The sequence below is a fragment of the Bradyrhizobium sp. dw_411 genome (genome assembly GCF_018449695.1).
Classification (GTDB): domain Bacteria; phylum Pseudomonadota; class Alphaproteobacteria; order Rhizobiales; family Xanthobacteraceae; genus Bradyrhizobium.
Window position 1 is genome coordinate 101,529 of the sequence record NZ_JAAVUY010000017.1, and the last position, 20,701, is coordinate 122,229.

The 20,701-nt window shown below is 60.8% G+C and carries 16 protein-coding genes; 6 read left to right on the forward strand and 10 right to left on the reverse strand.

Annotation, left to right across the window (positions count from 1 at the left end; genetic code table 11):
- Positions 1–224 precede the first annotated feature (224 nt).
- Positions 225–647 (reverse strand): hypothetical protein, encoded by a 423-nt coding sequence (locus tag HB676_RS26075; RefSeq protein WP_213741337.1) that lies wholly within the window; start codon positions 645–647, stop codon positions 225–227.
- Positions 648–1,007: 360 nt separating this feature from the next.
- Between HB676_RS26075 and HB676_RS26080 the strand changes: the two genes are divergently transcribed.
- The gene (locus tag HB676_RS26080; RefSeq protein ID WP_213741338.1) at positions 1,008–2,390 is read left to right on the forward strand and encodes a leucyl aminopeptidase family protein; all 1,383 of its coding nucleotides are present in this window, start codon (positions 1,008–1,010) and stop codon (positions 2,388–2,390) included.
- Positions 2,383–3,228, forward strand: coding sequence for an NlpC/P60 family protein (locus HB676_RS26085; RefSeq protein ID WP_213741339.1), 846 nt, complete (start codon positions 2,383–2,385; stop codon positions 3,226–3,228). The genes HB676_RS26080 and HB676_RS26085 overlap by 8 nt, the downstream gene beginning before the upstream one ends.
- Here HB676_RS26085 and HB676_RS26090 read toward each other — a convergent pair.
- The 8 genes from HB676_RS26090 to HB676_RS26125 form a co-directional block, all read right to left on the reverse strand.
- Entirely contained in the window at positions 3,225–4,862 is a 1,638-nt protein-coding gene (locus HB676_RS26090) for an ABC transporter ATP-binding protein (RefSeq protein ID WP_213741340.1), read from the reverse strand. The two genes, HB676_RS26085 and HB676_RS26090, sit on opposite strands and share 4 nt — an antisense overlap.
- A complete protein-coding gene (locus HB676_RS26095) occupies positions 4,862–5,344 on the reverse strand; it encodes a type II toxin-antitoxin system VapC family toxin (RefSeq protein WP_213741341.1) in 483 nt (160 codons plus the stop codon). Before HB676_RS26095 ends, HB676_RS26090 begins: the two co-directional genes overlap by 1 nt.
- Positions 5,337–5,564 (reverse strand): hypothetical protein, encoded by a 228-nt coding sequence (locus HB676_RS26100; protein WP_213741342.1) that lies wholly within the window; start codon positions 5,562–5,564, stop codon positions 5,337–5,339. Before HB676_RS26100 ends, HB676_RS26095 begins: the two co-directional genes overlap by 8 nt.
- Before the next feature lie 36 nt (positions 5,565–5,600).
- Positions 5,601–6,779 carry an ABC transporter permease gene (locus tag HB676_RS26105; protein WP_213741343.1) on the reverse strand — a complete coding sequence of 393 codons (1,179 nt, stop codon included), beginning with the start codon at positions 6,777–6,779 and terminating at the stop codon, positions 5,601–5,603.
- Positions 6,779–7,885: a microcin C ABC transporter permease YejB gene (locus tag HB676_RS26110; protein WP_213741344.1), complete on the reverse strand. Its 1,107-nt coding sequence runs from the start codon at positions 7,883–7,885 to the stop codon at positions 6,779–6,781. The genes HB676_RS26105 and HB676_RS26110 overlap by 1 nt, the downstream gene beginning before the upstream one ends.
- Positions 7,886–7,888: 3 nt before the next feature.
- Positions 7,889–9,757, reverse strand: a complete 1,869-nt coding sequence (locus HB676_RS26115) for an extracellular solute-binding protein (RefSeq protein ID WP_213741345.1) — start codon at positions 9,755–9,757, stop codon at positions 7,889–7,891.
- 14 nt (positions 9,758–9,771) lie between these two features.
- Positions 9,772–11,673, reverse strand: a complete 1,902-nt coding sequence (locus HB676_RS26120; protein ID WP_213741346.1) for an extracellular solute-binding protein — start codon at positions 11,671–11,673, stop codon at positions 9,772–9,774.
- A gap of 239 nt (positions 11,674–11,912) precedes the next feature.
- Entirely contained in the window at positions 11,913–12,458 is a 546-nt protein-coding gene (locus HB676_RS26125; protein ID WP_213741347.1) for a cytochrome c family protein, read from the reverse strand.
- A 210-nt stretch (positions 12,459–12,668) separates the two neighbouring features.
- Between HB676_RS26125 and HB676_RS26130 the strand changes: the two genes are divergently transcribed.
- Positions 12,669–13,409 (forward strand): 3-deoxy-manno-octulosonate cytidylyltransferase, encoded by a 741-nt coding sequence (locus tag HB676_RS26130; protein WP_213741348.1) that lies wholly within the window; start codon positions 12,669–12,671, stop codon positions 13,407–13,409.
- 21 nt (positions 13,410–13,430) lie between these two features.
- The gene (locus HB676_RS26135) at positions 13,431–14,297 is read left to right on the forward strand and encodes a prephenate dehydratase (RefSeq protein ID WP_213741349.1); all 867 of its coding nucleotides are present in this window, start codon (positions 13,431–13,433) and stop codon (positions 14,295–14,297) included.
- Positions 14,298–14,392: 95 nt separating this feature from the next.
- Here the strand turns inward: HB676_RS26135 and HB676_RS26140 are convergent, their stop codons facing one another.
- Positions 14,393–15,412 (reverse strand): LLM class flavin-dependent oxidoreductase, encoded by a 1,020-nt coding sequence (locus HB676_RS26140; RefSeq protein ID WP_213741350.1) that lies wholly within the window; start codon positions 15,410–15,412, stop codon positions 14,393–14,395.
- 392 nt (positions 15,413–15,804) lie between these two features.
- Between HB676_RS26140 and metF the strand changes: the two genes are divergently transcribed.
- Entirely contained in the window at positions 15,805–16,719 is a 915-nt protein-coding gene (metF, locus tag HB676_RS26145; RefSeq protein WP_213741351.1) for a methylenetetrahydrofolate reductase [NAD(P)H], read from the forward strand.
- 3 nt (positions 16,720–16,722) lie between these two features.
- Positions 16,723–20,613: a methionine synthase gene (gene metH / locus HB676_RS26150; protein ID WP_213741352.1), complete on the forward strand. Its 3,891-nt coding sequence runs from the start codon at positions 16,723–16,725 to the stop codon at positions 20,611–20,613.
- Positions 20,614–20,701: the final 88 nt, after the last annotated feature.

The following is a 20,701-nucleotide window of genomic DNA, read 5'->3' on the forward strand; positions in this document are numbered from 1 at the left end:
TGGTTCAACGCAATTGCCGAACCCGGGAATTCTATCACGCTCACACGCGAACGTGTAGAGGCCGGTCGGTCGCGGATCGCGGCCGCCGCGATCGCGTTGCTTATCCCTTCTTGCTATCCCTTCTCAAACCAACGGCCTCGGCGATAAACGCCAAGGCCGGATTGTCCTGAGATGATGGTCTTGAGACGGCTATCTTTAAAGCATAGCGTCTCGCAGCGCCAAAATTACTCGCAGACCTCGACGTGACGAACACGCCAGCCGTGACGCGTCTTCACGCGCTGCCGGACCACATAGCAACTGGTCTCGTCTTCGTAATAGGGATAATAGCCATCATAGTAGCCGGGATAAAAACCATAGCCGAAACCACCGCCGCGGAAACCACGGAAGCCGCCGCCAAAGCCGTGACCACCGAAACCGTGACCACCGCCACCGAACCCGTGGCCACCGCCGCCGAACCCGTGGCCACCACCCCCACCGCCATGACCTCCGCCTCCGCCGCCACCGCCCCGCGCAAGCGCTGCCGTGCTGGATGCGCCGAGCACGAGCGCAGAGGTACCGAGCATGCCGAAGGCATAGACGCCGAACAACACGACCGCCGCCAAACCGCGGATCAGAATGTTGCGGTGGGTTTTTCTATTCTGCGTCATCGAAGCCTCCGGTTACATTGCTTGCAGATGTGAACACAAACGGCGCAAGCAGAATTGATGCACATCAAGCTCTTGATCAAAGCGTAAATACAATCATGAAGACGCGTCAAATCACCTCGGCGTCATTGTCGCGATGTTACGCGCGATGCAAATGTGATCACGACACGCGTCGTGATATCCGCGCTTTGCCTTGCATGGAATTTCCGACAACTGCCTGAACCAGCCTATCCGATCCGACCTCACTGTTCGGGCTGGTTTGATAGTGTCAGCCATTGTAGAACCCTCAAAAGGCCTGCAAACCCGAGGCTCGCTCGGGGATCGATTTCATGACGCCCGTTTCAGTTGAAGACCGAGAGAAGCATGCATTCCGTATTCGAGAACGCACCTGCACCATTGGCTATTCCCATTACGTTTGCGACCAAGGCGACGTGGGATGCAATCTCTGCTGATTTGCCTGCGCCGGCGCGAGCGTTCGCCTTGGGCAATGGCTTTGCGGCCAAACCCGGCGCCTGCCTGACGCTGCCTGACGCAAACGGGAAAATCGCGCAGGTTTTGTTCGGGCTGGAAAACGAGACCAGCAAATTCCGCGACCTGTTCAGGCCCGGTCTCCTGCCGGGCCTGTTGCCGCCGGGTGTTTATCGTTTCGCCAATGCTCCGCATGATGCGCGTCTCGCCGCACTGGCCTTCGCGCTCGGCAGTTATCGCTTCGGCCGCTACCGCAAGACCGATGCGCCTGAGGTCAAACTGGTGCCGCCCGATGGCGTCGATGTCGCCGACATCGCGCGGATGGCGGAAGCGGCCGCACTGGCCCGCGACCTCATCAATACGCCATCGAATGACATGGGGCCGGAAGAGCTGGCGGAAGCCGCGCAGCAATTGGCGAATCGCTTCGGCGCCAGTTTCAACTGCATCATTGGCGACGATCTGGTACGGCAGAATTTTCCGCTGATTCATGCCGTCGGCATGGCGTCGACGCGCGCGCCCCGATTGATCGACATTAGCTGGGGCGATCCTGATCATCCCAAGGTGACGCTGGTCGGCAAGGGCGTTTGCTTCGACACCGGCGGGCTCGATCTGAAACCATCCAGCGGCATGCTGATCATGAAGAAGGATATGGGCGGCGCCGCCAATGTGCTGGCGCTAGCCTTGATGGTGATGGACGCCAAACTGAAGGTGCGCCTGCGGGTCCTGATTCCAGCCGTCGAGAACGCCGTTGCCGGCAACGCGTTCCGTCCGCTCGATATCTTCCCATCGCGCAAGGGCCCGACCGTGGAAATCGGCAACACCGATGCCGAGGGCCGGCTGGTGCTCGCCGACGCGCTTGCGCTCGCCGACGAAGAGAAGCCCGATCTCCTGATCGACCTGGGCACGCTGACCGGCGCAGCGCGGGTCGCGCTGGGTCCGGAATTGCCGCCGTTTTATACCGACGACGAAAGTCTGGCGCAGGATCTGGCGATATCCGCAAAACGCGAGAACGATCCGCTATGGCGATTGCCGCTATGGCCGCCTTACGATAGCTGGCTCGATTCGAAAGTCGCCAATATCAACAACGCACCCTCGGGCGGGTTCGCCGGCTCGATCATCTGTGCGCTGTTCCTGCAGCGCTTTGTCGAGACCGCGAAGAGCTGGCTGCATGTCGATATCTACGGCTGGACGCCGTCAGCGAAACCGGCGCGTCCAGAGGGCGGCGAATGCCAGGCCGCCCGCGCGATCTACAAATTGCTGAGCGATCGCTATGCGTGATTCACGCACGACCCCGGCGCGTCCGGACCTCGCCGCGAAATATCTCGAAGGCGAACTCCAAGCTGCGCGTTTCGTCACCGGCGAGGAATTCGAGATATCGGAGGCCATCGCGCCATTGCATAGCGCGCCGTCGTCCGACGCCGAAATGGTAACGCAAGCGCTGAAGGGCGAACGCGCGACCATCTACGACCGCAACGGCGAAGGCTGGGCCTGGGGCCAACTGAACAGCGATGGTTACGTCGGCTGGCTACCGGATCGCGCATTGGCAAAACCATCGGGCCAGCCGACGCACAAGATTACGGCGCTACGGACATTTGCGTTTCCCGGCCCTTCGATCAAGCTGCTGCCGGTCACAGCACTTCTGATGGGAACAACCCTCATCGTGACGCGGCAGGACGGCGCCTTCGCCGTTACGCGTGAAGGCTGGTATCTGCCGCTGCCGCATGTCGGCAGCATCGATCACCGTGCCGAAGATTTCGTTGCGGTTGCCGAGAGTTTTATCGGCACGCCGTATTTGTGGGGCGGCAAGAGCAGCTTCGGCATCGACTGTTCAGGCCTCGTCCAGGTGTCCCTGAACGCTGCCGGCACCGGCTGCCCGCGCGACAGCGACATGCAGCAGGATGGCCTCGGCCGCGAATTGAACTCCTCGGAATCGAAAAAGCTGCAGCGTGGCGACCTGATCTTCTGGAAAGGCCATGTCGCGATTGCGCGCGACGCGACCTCGATCGTTCATGCCAATGCCCACCATATGGCGACCGCGATCGAACCGACCCAAGGCGCCATCGCGCGCATCAAGGCCGCCGGCAGCGAAGTCACGTCGATCAAGCGGATGGATTAGCTTGCGACGATGCCGCCGGGCGCGGTCTCGAGCCGGAACGCGGCGGCGAACAGCGCGCGGGTGTAATCGGTCTTGGGGTATTTGAACAATTCCGAAGCCGGCCCCTCCTCCACCACCTTGCCGTGACGCATCACGATCAAATGGCTCGCCAGCGAGGCGACCACGCGCAAATCATGCGAAATGAACATATAGGTCAAATCGCGCTTGCGCTGCAGTTCACGCAGCAGATCGACCATCTGCGCCTGGAACAGCATGTCGAGCGCGCTGGTCGGTTCATCCAGCACGACGAAATTCGGCTCCAGCACCACCGCGCGGGCGATGCTGATGCGCTGGCGCTGGCCGCCGGAGAATTCATGCGGATAGCGAAACCGCGTCGCCGGGTCGAGACCGACGTCTTTCAACGCCTTGATCACGCGCGCCTCGCGCTGATCTTCCGAAAGCGCGCGCTGATGTACGCTGAGGCCTTCGGCGACGATATCGCCGACCGACATGCGCGGGCTCAGCGCGCCGAACGGATCCTGAAACACGATCTGCATGTCGCGACGAAAGGGCCGCATCTCCTTGAAGCGCAGGCCCTGAATATTGCTGCCGAGGAACACGATCGGCCCGTCGGATGAAATCAGCCGCAACAGCGCCAGGCCAAGTGTGGTCTTGCCGGAGCCGGATTCGCCGACCACGCCGAGCGTCTCGCCCTTGCGCACCTTCAGGCTGACGCCATCGACCGCCTTGATATGGCCGACCGTGTTGCGCAGCAGCCCACGCTTGATCGGAAACCAGACCTTCAGGCCATCGGCCGACATCACGACGGGAGATTCCGGCCGCGGTGGCGCCGGATCTGGCTTCGGTTCCGCGGCCAGCAACGCGCGGGTGTAGGGATGTTGGGGCGCGGTGAAAACCTGCTCGACCGGTCCCTGCTCGACGATCTTGCCACTGTTCATTACGCAGACCACGTCGGCGATGCGGCGCACGATACCGAGGTCATGGGTGATGAACAACAGACTCATGCCGAGCCGCGCGCGGATTTCCGCGAGCAGCGTCAGGATCTGCGCCTGCACGGTGACGTCGAGTGCGGTGGTCGGCTCATCGGCGATCAGGAGATCCGGCTCGTTGGCGAGCGCCATCGCAATCATGACGCGCTGGCGCTGACCACCCGACAATTGATGCGGATAGCTCGCGAGCCGGGTTTCCGGATCGGGAATGCCGACCTGTGTCAATAATTCCAGCGTGCGCGCCCGCGCCATCGCCCCGCGGACGCCGCTATGAATCTGCAGAATTTCGCCGATTTGAGACTCAATCGTATGCAACGGATTGAGCGAAGTCATCGGCTCCTGAAAGATGATCGAGATGTCGTTGCCGCGAATCCTGCGGATTTCGCGCTCCGGCAGATTGAGCAATTCGCGGCCCTGAAAGCGAACGCTGCCGGATGGATGTGATGCAGTCGGATAGGGTAACAGCTTGAGGATCGACAAGGCGCTGACGGATTTGCCCGAGCCGGATTCCCCGACCAGCGCGACGCATTGGCCGCGCTTGATCGAAAACGATACATGATCGACTGCGATCGACGTGCCGCTCGGTTGATGAAAGGCCACCGAGAGGTCGCGAACGTCGAGCAAGGGCTGGTTGATGGCGTCCATTACGACAGTTCTTCGATCAGCTGCGTAAGTCCATATCGAGTGACGCGCTGCATGCCCTCAGGCAATTTTAACTTTCGATCAAACGACAGCATCCTGGCACAACCGGCCCGGACAGCTGTCACCACGTGAATGGCATCAGGAAGTTTCGGCATGCCCGCCCGGGATTCAGAGATATCCGACTTCGACAAGCCGGCAACTCGTCGATAGTCGGCGGTCTCGATCAAGACATCGCGTGTTACCGGATGCAAATCAAACAAACCGCTATACACAATCAGTTCCAAATAGTTCCGGCGTCTAATGGGATCAGGCTTTGGCAACACTTCGGCGAGCGTCAACTCACTCGTGACAGCCAGGTTTTTTCTTCTACTCAACAGTTCGAACAGCGTGCGGAGAGTACCCGCGATGTCATCGCTACCCTCTACGGCGTAGATGAATACATTAGCGTCAAAATACAGCTTCGACGACGCACCCGCCTCAATCATCCCCCTCGTCCCGCTGCTTCCGCAAATCATCGTCGATCTCTTCCGCAGTTCGGAAGGGTGGACGGCGTAGAGCGAAAATCTCCTCAAGTGTCATGACCTTTCCCGGCCGCTTCTCTTCTTCGACAATCGTTACCGTGACGGTCGAGGACGGATCGACGCCCGCCCGCAAATCCTCAGGAAGTCTCGACGCCGGATAGTGCTCGCGCGTGATCCTGTTCATGTGACACCTCTATCTGACCGATAGAATACCATGACTTTAGCGAAACGTCTTGCGCGGATCGAACGCGTCGCGCACGGCTTCGCCGATGAAAATCAGCAGCGACAGCATGATCGCGACCGCGAAGAACCCGGTAAAGCCCAGCCACGGCGCCTGCACGTTGGCCTTGCCCTGCGACAGCAATTCGCCCAGCGAAGGCGACCCCGGCGGCAATCCGAAGCCAAGAAAATCCAGCGCGGTCAGCGTCATCACCGAGGACGAGACGATGAACGGCAGGAACGTCATGGTCGCCACCATCGCATTCGGCAATAGATGCCGGAACATGATCACGGCATTGGAGACGCCGAGCGCGCGCGCCGCCTGGATATATTCGAAATTACGACCGCGCAGAAACTCCGCGCGTACCAGGCCGACCAGCGAAACCCATGAGAACAGCAGGAGAATACCGAGCAGCACAAAGAATCCGGGCACCAGCACCGACGAGAGGATCAGCAGCAGATAGAGCGAGGGGATCGCGGTCCAGACCTCGATGAAGCGCTGAAAGCCGAGATCGATCCAGCCGCCGAAATAGCCCTGCACGCCCCCGGCGGCGACGCCGATGACCGACGAGACGATCGTCAGCGCGAGACCGAACAGCACCGAGATACGAAAGCCGTAGATCAGCCGCGCGACCACGTCGCGGCCCTGATCGTCGGTGCCAAGCCAGTTATATTCGAGGTCGCGGCAGCTCTTCAGACCCTTCTTCTGCACCACTTCCTTGCACTGATCTTCCGTCAGCATCCAGGTCGGCTTCGACGGCGCCGGCGTCGGCAGATCGAGATTATGCGTATCGTAGGAGTAACGTATCAGCGGCCAGATGACCGTGCCGCCCTTGTCGGCAATCAGCTTCTGCAGAAAGGGATCGCGATAATCCGCCGCGGTTTCGAAATCGCCGCCGAAGGTCGTCTCCGAATAGCTGATGAAGGCCGGCCAATACAAATGCCCGTCGAACTTGATGAAGAACGGTCGATCATTGGCGATCAACTCCGCAAACAGCGAGACCACGAACAGAATGAGAAAAATCCAGAACGACCAATAGCCGCGCCGATTGGATTTGAAATTCTGCCAGCGGCGCCGGTTGAGCGGCGATGGGCTGAAGCGATGCCGTGTCATCGGCACCGCTTCGCCGAGTGGCGCTTGCGTTGTGGTCTCGACCGGCGGGGGCGCGATGAGGGTCATCAGACTTCCCGCGCCTCGAAATCGATCCGCGGATCGATCCACATGTAAGCCAGATCCGAGATCAGATTGACCACGAGGCCCACCAGCGAGAAGATGAACAGCGTCCCGAACACCACGGGGTAATCGCGATTGAGCACGCTCTCGAAACTGAGCAGGCCGAGCCCATCCAGCGAGAAGATGGTTTCGATCAACAGCGATCCCGAAAAGAACGCGTGAATGAACGCACCAGGAAAGCCGGCGATCACGATCAGCATCGCATTACGAAAAATGTGATTGTAGAGCACTTGCCGCTCGCTGCAGCCCTTGGCGCGTGCGGTCATAACATATTGCTTGCGGATTTCGTCGAGGAAAGAATTCTTGGTCAACAACGTCATGGTCGCGAAGGCGCCGAGCGCCATCGAAACCAGGGGCAGCGTGAGGTGCCAGAAATAGTCGATGATTTTCCAGTACCAGGGAAATTGCGCCCAGCCGTCGGAGGTAAGCCCGCGTAACGGGAAAATGCTGAGGAACGAGCCGCCCGCGAACAGGATGATCAACAGGATCGCGAACAGAAAACCCGGGATCGCAAAGCCGATGATGACCACGACCGAAGTCCAGGTGTCGAACCTCGATCCGTCCATAACCGCCTTGCGGATACCGAGCGGAATCGAAATCAGATAGGTTAGGAGCGTCATCCAGATGCCCAGCGACATCGAAACCGGCAGTTTTTCCTTGATCAGCTGCAGCACGCTGACGTCGCGGAAATAGCTGTTGCCGAAATCGAACCGCGCGAAATTCCACAGCATCAGCGCAAAACGCTCCGGCGCCGGCTTGTCGAAGCCGAACTGCTTTTCGAGCTTCTTGATGAATTCAGGATCAAGCCCCTGGGCGCCGCGGTATTTCGAATTCACCACATCTGAGGCCGCGCCAACCTGGCCGCGCGCGCCAAAATCGCCACCGGAACCTGAAATTCGTGAACCGGCACCGGTGTCGGCGCCGCTGAGTTGCGCAATTACCCTTTGCACCGGGCCACCCGGCGCGAATTGAACCACCACGAACGATACGAACAGAATCCCGAGCAGCGTCGGGATCATCAACAGAATGCGTCGGGCGATATAGGCACTCATGAATTATTTCGCCTGCTCGGCCTTGGCCACTTTATCAGTGTCAGACCACCAGTTTTCCGGCGCTCCGACGCCTTGCGCATAATGCGGCTGCTTGTCGGGATGCCCGAACAGATCCCAATAGGCGATCGGGTGACTGGTCCGATACCATTGCGGCACCCAATAGCGCCCGGCGCGAAATACCCGATCGAAGGCGCGGCAGGCCACCGTGAGATCGGCGCGATTGTCCGCGCCGATGATCTTCTCGAGCAGCGTATCGATCGCCGGATTTGAAATGCCGGCGAGATTATACGACCCTTTGGTTGCAGCCGCCTGCGACGAGAAGAACGGACGCATGCCGTCGCCCGGTGTCGCTGACATGCTGAAGCGCTCAATAGTCATATCGAAGTCGAAATCTTCCACCCGGGCGCGATACTGCACGGGATCGACGACCCGCAGGCTTGCTTCGATCCCGAGCGTGCCGAGATTCTTGATGTAGGGCGCGTGATGCGGCTGCAGCGAGGGCTCGTCGACCAAAAATTCTATTCTGAACACTTCGCCATTCGGCAGCACCCGCTTGCCGTCCTTAACCGACAATCCAGCATCCTGCAGCAATTGCGACGCCTTGCGCAGCAGCGCACGGTCCTGCCCCGAGCCATCCGACACCGGTGGCACGAACGGCACACCAAACACTTCGTCCGGCACCTGTCCGCGAAACGGCTCCAGCAGCTTGAGTTCTTCCGGCGACGGCGGCCCGCTCACCATCATGTCCGAATTCTGGAACGGCGAATGGGTGCGCGCATAGGCGCCGTACATGATGGTCTTGTTTGTCCATTCGAAATCGAACGCCTGGATCAGCGCCTCGCGCACCCGCGGATCCCTGAATTTTTCGCGGCGGGTATTGATGAACCAGCCCTGCGCACCGGACGGCGTATCGTCCGGTAAGGTCTCGCGCTTGACGCGACCATCCTTCACGGCCGGGAAATCATAGCGCGTCGCCCATACCCGGGCGGTGAATTCCTCCCGATAGAGATAACTTCTCGCGGAAAATCCCTCGAAAGCGACGTCGCGATCGCGGTAGAATTCATACCGCACTGTGTCGAAATTATAACTGCCACGCGCGACCGGAAGATCAGCGCCCCACCAATCCTTCACCCGTTCGTATTCGACGTAGCGGTTGGCCTCGAACTTCCCGACCTTGTACGGCCCGCACCCCAGCGGGGTGTCCAGCGTCGATTCATCGAAAGCTCGCGTCGCGTAATAAGCCCTGGAGAAAATCGGCAGGCCCGCGACATAGAGCGGCACATCGCGGGCGCGCGTCGCGGCAAAGGTGACGACCAGCGTCGAATCGTCGATGGCTTCCGCCTTGATCACATCGCGCATCTGCGTCACGATCAAAGGATGACCTTTCTCCTTCAGCGTCATCAGCGAAAACGCGGCATCATGCGCCGTCAGTTTCGTACCGTCGTGAAATCTAGCCTCCGGCCGCAGCGTGAAGCGATAGATGGTCTTGTCGGCCGATATCTGCACGGACTTGGCCACGAGGCCATACATCGCATCGGGCTCGTCGCTGGCGCGCACCATCAGCGGCGCAAACGTCATATCCATGCCCTGTGCGCCTTCGCCCTTGAGGATGTAGGCGTTGAACGAGCTGAAGGTCTGGTAGGACTGGTTGTAGGACCGCACCGAGGGAATCAACGAAAAAAATCCACCCTTCGGCGCCGCGACGTTGACGTAGTCGAAGTGATGAAAATCCGCTGGGTATTTCAGGTCGCCGAACGCCGACATGCCGTGGGCCGACACAGCCTCCTCGGCCGATAGCGCCGGCCGCAGCCACGACGCGCCGAGCGCGCCGACACCAAGACCGAGCACATGCCGGCGGGAGAGCTGCGCCATGCGCGGATATTTCCTCAAGAGCGCTTGCCGATCTTGGCAGCCTTGTCGGCGTCGAACCACCAGATCGCCGGAAATGCCGAGGCTCCGTATTCCGGCATTTTCGATGGCCGGCCAAAGCGGTCCCAATGCGCGGTCCGCACCTTCGTATAATTCCACTGCGGCACGACATAGTGATTCCACAGCAAGACCCGATCGAGCGCCTTGGTTGCCGCGACCAAATCGTCGCGGTCCTTGGTGAAAATGACGCGCTCTATCAGCTTGTCGATTGCCGGATTCTTGATCCCGATGATGTTGCGCGACCCCGCCGTGTCGGCAGCCTGTGATCCCCAATATTCGCGTTGTTCGTTGCCCGGTGACAATGATTCCGGCCAGCTCGATGTCACGACATCGAAGTCCCAGGTCCGCAATCGGTTTTCATATTGCGTCGGATCGATGGTACGCACGCTCACGGCGATACCCAGGCGTTCCAGCGACGGCTTGAAGAACAGCATCACCCGTTCGAAGCTCGGGTCTTCGACCAGCAATTCGATGGTGAATTGCGTGCCGCTCTTGATGTCGACAAGCTTGCGGTCGCGGACTTCGTAACCGGCTTCCTTGAGCAGGCGCAGGGCTTCGCGCAGATTGTCGCGCACCGCCTCCGGGTTGCCGCCGACCGGATTGGTATAGGCCGTCGTAAACACTTCTGCGGGCACCTGCGCGCGGACGGTGTCAAGGATCTCCAATTCTTTGCCCTGCGGCAGACCGCTTGACGCCAATTCGGTGCCGTCGAAATAGCTGGTAACGCGCTTATACTGATTGAAGAAAATCTGCTTGTTCATTTCCTCGAAATCGAACGCGAAATTGAGCGCGCGGCGCACCTTCGGATCTGCAAACTTTTCGCGGCGGATATTCAGCGCGAAGGCCTGCATGACGCCGGAACTGCGGTTCGGAAATTCTTCCAGCAGCACCCGCTGTTCCTTCACCGCGGGGAAGTCGTACGCTGTGGCCCAATTCTTGGCACTGTTTTCAGTACGCCAATCGACCTGATCGGCCTTGAAAGCCTCAAGCGCCACCGTTGAGTCGCGAAAATACTCGTAACGCAACTCGTCGAAATTATTGCGCCCGACATTGACGCTGAGATCGCGTCCCCAATAATCCTTCACGCGTTCCAGCACGATCGAACGGCCCGGCACAAATTCCTTGATCCGATAGACACTGCTACCAAGCGGCTTCTCCAGCGTGGTCGCCGAGATATCGCGCTTGCGGCCTTCGCTGTCCTTGCCTTCCCACCAATGTTTCGGGAGCACCGTCAATTGACCGACGATTTGCGGCAGTTCGCGGTTACCGGGCGCGTCGAAGGTGAATTTGATATCGCGCTCGCCGACCTTCTCCGCCTTCACCACGTGGCGATAATAGGCAGAATATTGCGGATGATTTTGCTTGAACGCATCCAGCGAGAAGATCACGTCCTCCGGCGTCACAGACACGCCGTCGTGCCATTTTGCCTGTGCCCGCAGGCGGTAGGTCACCGATGAGAAATCTTCGGGATAGCTGACGCTCTCGGCCAGCGCGCCGTACTCTGTCGAAACCTCGTCCAGCGCCGGTGTCGTCAGCGCTTCATAGATCAGCCCGGCAGCAGCGGCATAAGAGCCTTTGACGCCCGCCACCACCGCATTGAAGTGGTCGAACGTCCCAATCAGAATTTGCCGCGCGACACCGCCCTTGGGCGCGTCCGGATTGACGTAGTCGAAACGCTTGAAGTCGGCGGGATATTTGACATTGCCAAATAGCGAAAGTCCGTGGCGCCAGGCCGGCTCGCCGCCGGCTGTCTGCGCACTGGCCGGGCTCACCGCCGGAAGGCCGGTTGCGGTTCCCAGGGCCGGGATGATGGTGGCGAAGGCGGCGTTCTGTAAAAGGTATCGTCGGGTAATGGTCAAATGAAGAATCCCCGTGGGTACGGTGGGCTATTGAGGACGCATTATAAGGCAAGGTTTCGACCGATTATGTTGCTTTTTCCTCATGATACTAGCTTGTGAACGGTGGCACTGCGACGAAACGCCCCGCTAGGTAAGTACACGACCTGCCCAAAAGTGCCCTCGCGACCGGCACGGAATACAAAAACGGCCGGGCAAAAGCCCGGCCGTTTGCGTTAAAAATTCGATGGGAACCAACGGCGTTATTTCGCCGCCGTCGGCAACGGCAGCGGGCTGTCCGCAAGCGTGTGCAGATAGTCGATCACGTCCGCGCGCTCACTGTCCTTCTGGATACCGGCAAAGCCCATCGCGGTGCCCGGGACGAAACCCTTGGGGTTAGTGATGAACAGATTGAGGTCCTCATAGGTCCACTTGCCCGGCTTGGCCTTCATGCCAGCGGAATAGTTGAACCCGGGCTCGGTGCCACGTTCACGGCCGAGCACGCCGTAAAGGTTCGGACCGACCTTGTTGGGACCGCCCTTGGTAAAGTCGTGGCAGGCGGCGCACTTCTTGGCCGCCGCGGCGCCCTTCTCGACCGACGCGGTCTGCAGCAGTTTCTCGATCGGCTCGGACGCGACGGGCGCGGCTTCCTTGCCGCCCGGCGCCTCTTCCTTCACCGCAATTTCGAAACCCGGCTTTTCCGGCAGCACGGGCGAGAAAATCGCGCCGGCAGCGAAACTGGTCGCGAGCAGAACGAGACAGGTGGCCAGAACGGCACCCATGATTTTATTGAGTTCGAAGGAGTCCATTTTGGATCAGGCTCCAGGCCGGAATGTCGACTTTAGGCCGGAGAGAAACGGCCGCGGATGAGCGTCAGGAATCAGGCTTTCGCACCGCACCCGAGCCACGATCAGATATCGGTTTGCCCGTGCTCTGGCAACCCGTATAAATGCATCGGCTTTCGACCAATCCCCATCATTTCCGGCTTGTTATCGACCGGGAGCCCAGACCTCACTTTGATGACCGAACCCCGTATTTTGGTACTGATTCCCGCCCGTATGGCAGCGACCCGGCTGCCGGGCAAGCCGCTGTTGGACATCGCCGGCCTGCCGATGATCGTCCATGTGCTGCGCCGCGCGCAGGACGCCGCCATCGGCCGCGTCGCGGTGGCCACCGACACCCCGGAGATTGCGGCGGTCGTGACCGCCCACGGTTTCGAGGCGGTGATGACCCGCGCCGATCATCCTTCGGGATCGGACCGCAGCTACGAGGCGCTGGGCAAGCTCGACCCCCGCGGCGAGACCGACATCATCGTCAATCTGCAGGGCGACTTTCCGACCATTTCGTCCGACAATATCCGCGACGTGCTGGCGCCACTGGCCGACGCCGGGGTCGATATCGCGACCCTGGCCGCCGAAATCCATACCGAGGAAGAGGCGTCGAATCCGAACGTCGTGAAAGTGGTGGGATCGCCGATCGGCCCGAAGCGGCTGCGCGGGCTTTATTTCACCCGCGCCACGGCCCCCTGGGGCGACGGGCCGCGCTACCATCACATCGGTCTCTATGCCTATCGGCGTGCGGCGCTGGAGCGGTTCGTGGCACTGCCGCCCTCTTACCTGGAACAGCAAGAAAAACTCGAGCAATTGCGGGCCATCGAGGCCGGCATGCGGATCGATGTCACCATCGTCGATACCGTGCCGCGCGGGGTCGACACCCCCGCCGACCTCGAAACCGCCCGCCGCATACTAGCGAAAACCTAGGCGGCTGGTAAAAGGCCCGCCATGACAACGACCAAACCCATCAAAATCGCATTCCAGGGCGAGCCCGGCGCAAACTCTCATATTGCGATCGCCGAAGCCTATCCCGACGCCGAACCATTGCCCTGCCCGACCTTCGAGGACGCGCTGGCCGCGATCACCTCGGGCGAGGCGGATCTGGGCATGATCCCGATCGAGAATTCGGTCGCCGGCCGGGTCGCCGATATCCATCATCTCCTGCCGCAATCCGGCCTGTTCATCGTCGGCGAATGGTTTTTACCGATCCATCACCAATTGATGGCGCCGCGCGGCGCCAAACTGGCCGATATCAAGACCGTGGAAAGCCACGTCCACGCGCTCGGCCAATGCCGCCGCATCATCCGCAAGCTCGGCATCAGGCCGATCGTCGCGGTCGATACCGCCGGTAGCGCGCGCATTGTGGGAGAGCGCGGCGACAAAAGCTGCGCTTCGATCGCGCCCCGACTGGCCGCCGATATCTACGGTCTCGATATCCTGGCCGAGGATGTCGAGGACGAAACCCACAACACCACGCGCTTCGTGGTGCTGGCGCGCGAGGCCGCGTGGGCCAAACAGGGATCGGGGCCGCTGGTCACTACCTTTGTTTTCCGGGTGCGCAATTTGCCCGCCGCGCTTTACAAAGCGATGGGCGGCTTTGCGACCAACGGCGTCAACATGACCAAGCTGGAAAGCTACATGGTCGACGGCAATTTCTTCGCCACGCAGTTCTATGCGGATGTCGATGGCCATCCCGACGACAAAAATCTCGCCTTCGCGCTGGAGGAGCTGAAATTCTTCTCGCGTGAATTGCGGATCGTCGGCGTCTATCCCGCCCACCCGTTCCGCGCGACGTTCAGCGAGACGGCGGACTGATTTGATGTTCGTCATTCCGGGATGGTCCGAAGGACCAGACCCGGAATCTCGAGATTCCGGGCTCGATGCTACGCATCGCCCCGGAATGACGGTATTTACGCCGCGGCCTTGTTGCCAAGCCCGAACGCATCCGCCATCAGTCGATAGGACTTCTTGCGCGCGTCGTGGTCATACACCGCGGTGATGACCATCAGCTCATCGGCCTGACTGGCCGCGATCATCGGCTGCAGTTTTGTCATGACAGTCGCGGGGCTGCCGACAAACATCCGCGAACGGTTACGCGCGACCAACGCGCGCTCGGCGTCGCTGTAGGGATAGGCCAGCGCTTCCTCGACGCTCGGCAGCGGCAGATACTGGCCGCGATCCCTCCGCAATCGGTTGAGATCCATCGACGACGCGAGTTGTTCGGCTTCCGCGTCGGTGTCGGCCGCGACGACAGCCACGGCGAGGATAGCATAGGGCGTGGTGCGCCAGCCCGATGGCTTGAAATGCATGCGATAATTGATCATCGCGGCCAGCGCGTCATGCGAGGCGAAATGATGCGCAAATGCAAACCCCATCCCGACCTGGGCGGCAAGCTCTGAGCTATAATCGCTGGAGCCGAGCAGCCAGATCGGCGGCAGCGGCGTATCATCCGGCATCGCCACCACCTTGTTGAAGGGGTGGTCGGGCGGAAAATCGCGGGTCTCCCACAGCGTCAGCTCATGCAGCCGCTCAAGAAAATCGTCGCCTTCGCGGCGATCGAGCCGGCTCCTCAAGGCATAGGCGGTGGTGCCGTCGGTGCCGGGCGCGCGGCCGAGCCCAAGATCGATCCGGCCGGGAAACAGCGCTTCCAGCATCTTGAAACGTTCGGCGACCATCAGCGGCGCATGGTTGGGCAGCATCACACCGCCGGAGCCGACGCGCAGGTTTTTGGTCACCGCGGCGATCTGCCCGATCATGATTTCCGGCGCCGGGCTCGCGACCGACGACAGGTTGTGGTGTTCGGCCAGCCAGTAGCGGGTGTAGCCCAGCGTATCGGCGAAGCGCGCCAGATCGATGCTGTTGCGCAGCGCTGCGGCGGGCTTGGTGCCAGTGGTGACGACGGAGAGGTCGAGAATGGAAAGCGGGATCATGAGACTGAACCTAATGTGCTCTGCCCGGCCGACAAAGGGCCGTGCCGCGCAAATCAGATGCGCGTTGACCGGCGCGGCGATTTTGGTCAACACCCAGAAAGTGGGCTAATATTCAGGATACACATCGATACGTCATACTGCCCACCTTTGAAATAAGGCAATCCTTTACATATAATGTTACAATAACCCAATATAATTAGCCGAAAGTTGACTTTTGCAGCTTTTACATTTTTGGCCCAACCCTAATTTTTAAGAGCAAAAAATATCAAATAAATACAAGTAGTGGGCAATTTCCCATAACCGATGGGCTGTTTGAACGACCCTGTTTAGCCTATTTTGGTGCTCTGCAACTAAACCTGATGCGATCCCGATTGAGTGGAGTTTTTCGCGCCATGACCGAGGTTACGCCCCCCGCGCCCGATGGACAGCGCGTGCCGAAGTCGCCGGCGATCTCCTTTGAGTTCTTCCCGCCGAAGACCGAGGAGATGGAGAAGAGCCTGTGGGAGACCATCAAGCGGCTCGCGCCGCTGACCCCCAATTTCGTCTCGGTGACCTATGGCGCCGGCGGATCGACCCGCGAGCGCACCCATTCCACCATCACCCGCATCCTCAACGAAACCGACATCCGGCCGGCCGCGCATCTGACCTGCGTCGGCGCGGCACGCGGCGAGATCGACGACATCGTCAGCCGCTATCATGACGTCGGCGTCCGTCACATCGTAGCACTGCGCGGCGATCCGCCCGGCGGCATCGGGACGCCCTACACCACCCATCCCCAGGGCTATCAGACCTCGGCCGAACTGGTTGATGGCATCAAGAAGCGTCATCCCGATATCGAAGTCTCCGTATCGGCTTATCCGGAAAAACACCCGGAAAGCCCCGACTTCGATGCCGATATCGATGTGCTCAAGGCCAAGGTCGATGCCGGCGCGACCCGCGCGATTACGCAAGTGTTCTTCGATAACGACCTTTATTTGCGCTATCTCGACCGGGTTCGCGCCCGCGGCATCGATATCCCGATCGTGCCCGGCATCATGCCGATGCACAATTTCAAGCAGGCCCGCAATTTCGTGACCCGCGCCGGCACCTCTGTTCCGGATTGGCTGGCGGAAAAATTCGACGGCCTCGACGATGACGCCGAGACCCGCAAGCTGGTCGCAGCCACCGTCGCGGCCGGTCAGGTGCAAAAGCTCGCCAAGCAGGGCGTCGACACCTTTCACTTCTACACCATGAACCGCGCGGATCTCGTGTTCGCCATCAGCCACTTGCTGGGCATTCGCCCGCAAGGCGCACAGAAAGCCGCTTGATCGATGACCTCTATCGTTTCTCCCAAGCGAACCGCACTGATCGCGGCCGCCCGCGAACGTATCCTGGTGCTCGACGGCGCCATGGGCACCATGATCCAGGGCCTCGAATATGACGAGGCCGCCTTTCGTGGCGAGCGTTTCAAGGATTTTCACCGCGACCTGCGCGGCAACAACGATCTTCTGATCCTCACGCAGCCCAAGGCGATCGAGGATATCCACGCCGCCTACTTGCGCGCCGGCGCGGACATCGTCGCGACCAACACGTTTTCCTCGACCTCGATCGCGCAGGCCGATTACGACCTCTCGTCGTTTGCCTATGAGCTCAATCTCGAAGGCGCCAAACTCGCGCGCGCCGCGGCTGTGCGCGTCACCGCGGAAGACGGCAAGCCCCGTTTTGTCGCCGGCGCCATCGGCCCGACCAACCGCACCGCGTCGATCTCGCCTGACGTCTCGAGTCCTGGTTATCGCGCCGTGACCTTCGACGATCTGCGCATCGCCTATAGCGAGCAGATCAACGGCCTGATCGACGGCGGCGCCGATCTGCTGCTGGTCGAAACCATCTTCGATACGCTCAACGCCAAGGCCGCGCTCTACGCCATCGCCGAGATCAGCGAAGCCCGCGGCATCGACATGCCCGTGATGATCTCCGGCACCATCACCGACAAATCCGGCCGTCTCCTTTCGGGCCAATTGCCCGAGGCGTTCTGGAATTCGGTGCGCCACGCCCGGCCCATCACCATCGGCTTCAACTGCGCGCTCGGCGCCGAGGATTTGCGCGCCCATATCGCCGACATCGGCCGCGTCGCCGATACGCTGGTTTGTGCTTATCCCAACGCGGGCCTGCCTAACGAATTCGGCCAGTACGACGAGACCCCGGCATTCATGGCCGGGCTGATCGGCGAGTTTGCCTCGGCCGGCCTCGTCAACATCGTCGGCGGCTGCTGCGGCACCACCCCGGATCATATCGCCGCGATTGCCGCTGCCGTGGCGCCGCACAAGCCCCGCGTGATCCCCGGCATCGAACCGCGCCTGCGGCTTTCCGGTCTGGAACCGTTCGAGCTGACGCCCGCGATCCCCTTCGTCAATGTCGGCGAGCGCACCAACGTCACCGGCTCGGCGAAATTCCGCAAGCTGGTCACCGCGGGCGATTACACTGCGGCCCTTCAAGTGGCGCGCGACCAGGTCGAGAACGGCGCCCAGATCATCGACGTCAACATGGACGAAGGGCTGCTGGATTCCGAAGCCGCGATGGTGACGTTCCTCAATCTCGTTGCCGCCGAACCCGACATCGCCCGCGTTCCCGTGATGGTCGACTCGTCGAAATTCGCCGTGATCGAAGCCGGCCTGAAATGCGTTCAAGGCAAGCCGGTGGTCAACTCGATCTCGATGAAGGAGGGCGAAGAAAAATTCATTCACGAGGCCAGGATCGCCCGCCGCCATGGCGCCGCCGTGGTGGTGATGGCGTTCGACGAGGTCGGCCAGGCCGATACGTTTGCGCGCAAGACTGAAATCTGCAAGCGCGCCTACGATATCCTGGTCGGGCAACTGGATTTCCCGCCAGAAGACATCATCTTCGATCCGAATATCTTTGCGATCGCGACCGGCCTCGACGAGCACAATAATTACGGCGTCGATTTCATCGAGGCGACGCGCTGGATCCGCAAGAACCTGCCGCACGCGCATATTTCCGGCGGCGTCTCGAACCTTTCCTTCTCGTTCCGCGGCAATGAGCCGGTGCGCGAAGCGATGCATTCGGTGTTCCTGTATCACGCCATCAAGGCCGGCATGGACATGGGCATCGTCAATGCAGGGCAGATGATCGTCTATGACGACATCGATCCCGAACTGCGCCAGACCTGCGAGGACGTGATCCTCAACCGCGACCCCGGCGCGTCCGAACGGTTGTTGGCGCTGGCGGAAAAATTCCGTGGCAAGGAAAAGCAGACCAAGGAACAGGACCTTGCCTGGCGCGAATGGCCGGTCGAGAAACGCCTGAGCCACGCGCTGGTGCACGGCATCACCGAATATATCGAGACCGACACCGAAGCCGCGCGCCAGACCGTCGAGCGTCCGCTCAATGTGATCGAAGGTCCGCTGATGGCCGGCATGAATATCGTCGGCGATCTCTTCGGCGACGGTAAAATGTTTTTGCCGCAGGTCGTGAAATCTGCCCGCGTGATGAAGCAGGCGGTGGCCTATCTGATGCCGTTCATGGAAGAGGAAAAGGCGCGCAACAAGGCCAACGGCATTGTCGGCGACGGCCGCAACTCCGCCGGCAAGATCGTGCTCGCGACCGTGAAAGGCGACGTCCACGACATCGGCAAGAACATCGTCGGCATCGTGCTGCAATGTAATAATTTCGAAGTGATCGACCTCGGCGTGATGGTTCCGGCCGCCAAGATCATCGAGACCGCGAAAGCCGAGGGCGCCGACATCATCGGCCTGTCCGGCCTGATCACGCCCTCGCTCGACGAGATGAGTTTTCTCGCGGGCGAACTGGAACGCCAGGGCCTGAACGTGCCGCTTCTGATCGGTGGCGCGACCACCAGCCGCGTCCATACCGCCGTGAAGATCGACCCGAATTACCGCAGCGGACCGGTGGTGCATGTCAACGACGCCAGCCGCGCGGTCGGTGTCGCCTCGTCGCTGCTGTCGCCGGAACGGCGCGAGGCCTATGCCGCCGAAGTGCGCGCCGATTACGCCAAGATTTCCGCGGCGCATTTTCGCGCCCAGGCCGACAAGAAGCGGCTGAAGCTGGCCGACGCTCGCGCCAATGCAATGACCATCGACTTTACCAAGACGCCACCGAAGAAGCCGGCGTTCCTTGGGACCAAGACTTTCAAAGCCTACGACCTCGCTGAACTCGCCGACTACATCGACTGGACGCCGTTCTTCCAGACCTGGGAGCTGACCGGGCGCTTCCCGATGATCCTCGACGACGAGAAAGTCGGCGAAGTCGCGCGCTCGCTCTATGACGACGCCCGCAAGATGCTGGGCCGCATCATCAAGGAGAAATGGTTCACCGCGCAGGCGACGATCGGCTTCTGGCCGGCCAATGCCGACGGCGACGATATCACGGTGTATGCCGACGACACACGCCAACAGCAGATCGCGACCTTCCACACGCTGCGCCAGCAACTGGAGAAGCGCGAGGGCCGTTTCAATTCGGCGCTGTCGGATTTCATCGCGCCCGCGTCAAGTGGCGTGCCGGATTACATCGGCGCCTTCGTGGTCACCGCCGGGATTGGCGAGGACGTGATCGCCGATCGCTTTAAAAACGCCAATGACGACTACTCCTCGATCCTGTGCAAGGCGCTGGCGGATCGTCTTGCCGAAGCCTTCGCCGAGCGCCTGCATGCGCGCGTGCGCCGCGAATTCTGGGGTTATGCGCCGGACGAGACCGCAACGCCCGATCAACTCATCCTCGAGCAATATGCCGGCATCCGCCCTGCCCCCGGCTATCCCGCGCAGCCCGATCACACCGAGAAGGCGACCTTGTTCGCGCTGCTCGATGCCGAGAACACCGCCGGCGTGAAGCTGACCGAGAGCTACGCGATGTGGCCGGGCTCGTCGGTATCGGGGCTTTATTTCAGCCATCCGGAAAGCTTCTATTTCGGCGTCGGCAAGATCGAGCGCGACCAGGTCGAGGATTATGCGTCCCGCAAAGGCTGGAGCGTCACGGAAGCCGAACGCTGGCTGGCCCCGGTGCTGAATTATATTCCGACCCAGGACCAGTCCGCACAGGACCGCCGCGTCAAGGAAGCGATGCCGACATTGGCGCCGGCGTCGGCCGTTCCCGCCAACGACGTCGCCGCCAAGGAAGTCGCCTCGCATCCCCCGGGCTGCAGTTGCGCCGTGCACCTGGCGTACCGGAAGAAGGCGGCGAGGGCCTGACGGTTTTTCTTTTCCCTTCTCCCCTTGTGAGAGAAGGTGGCGCGGACAAAGTCCGCGCCGGATGAGGGGTCTGCATCCGCGGAAAGAA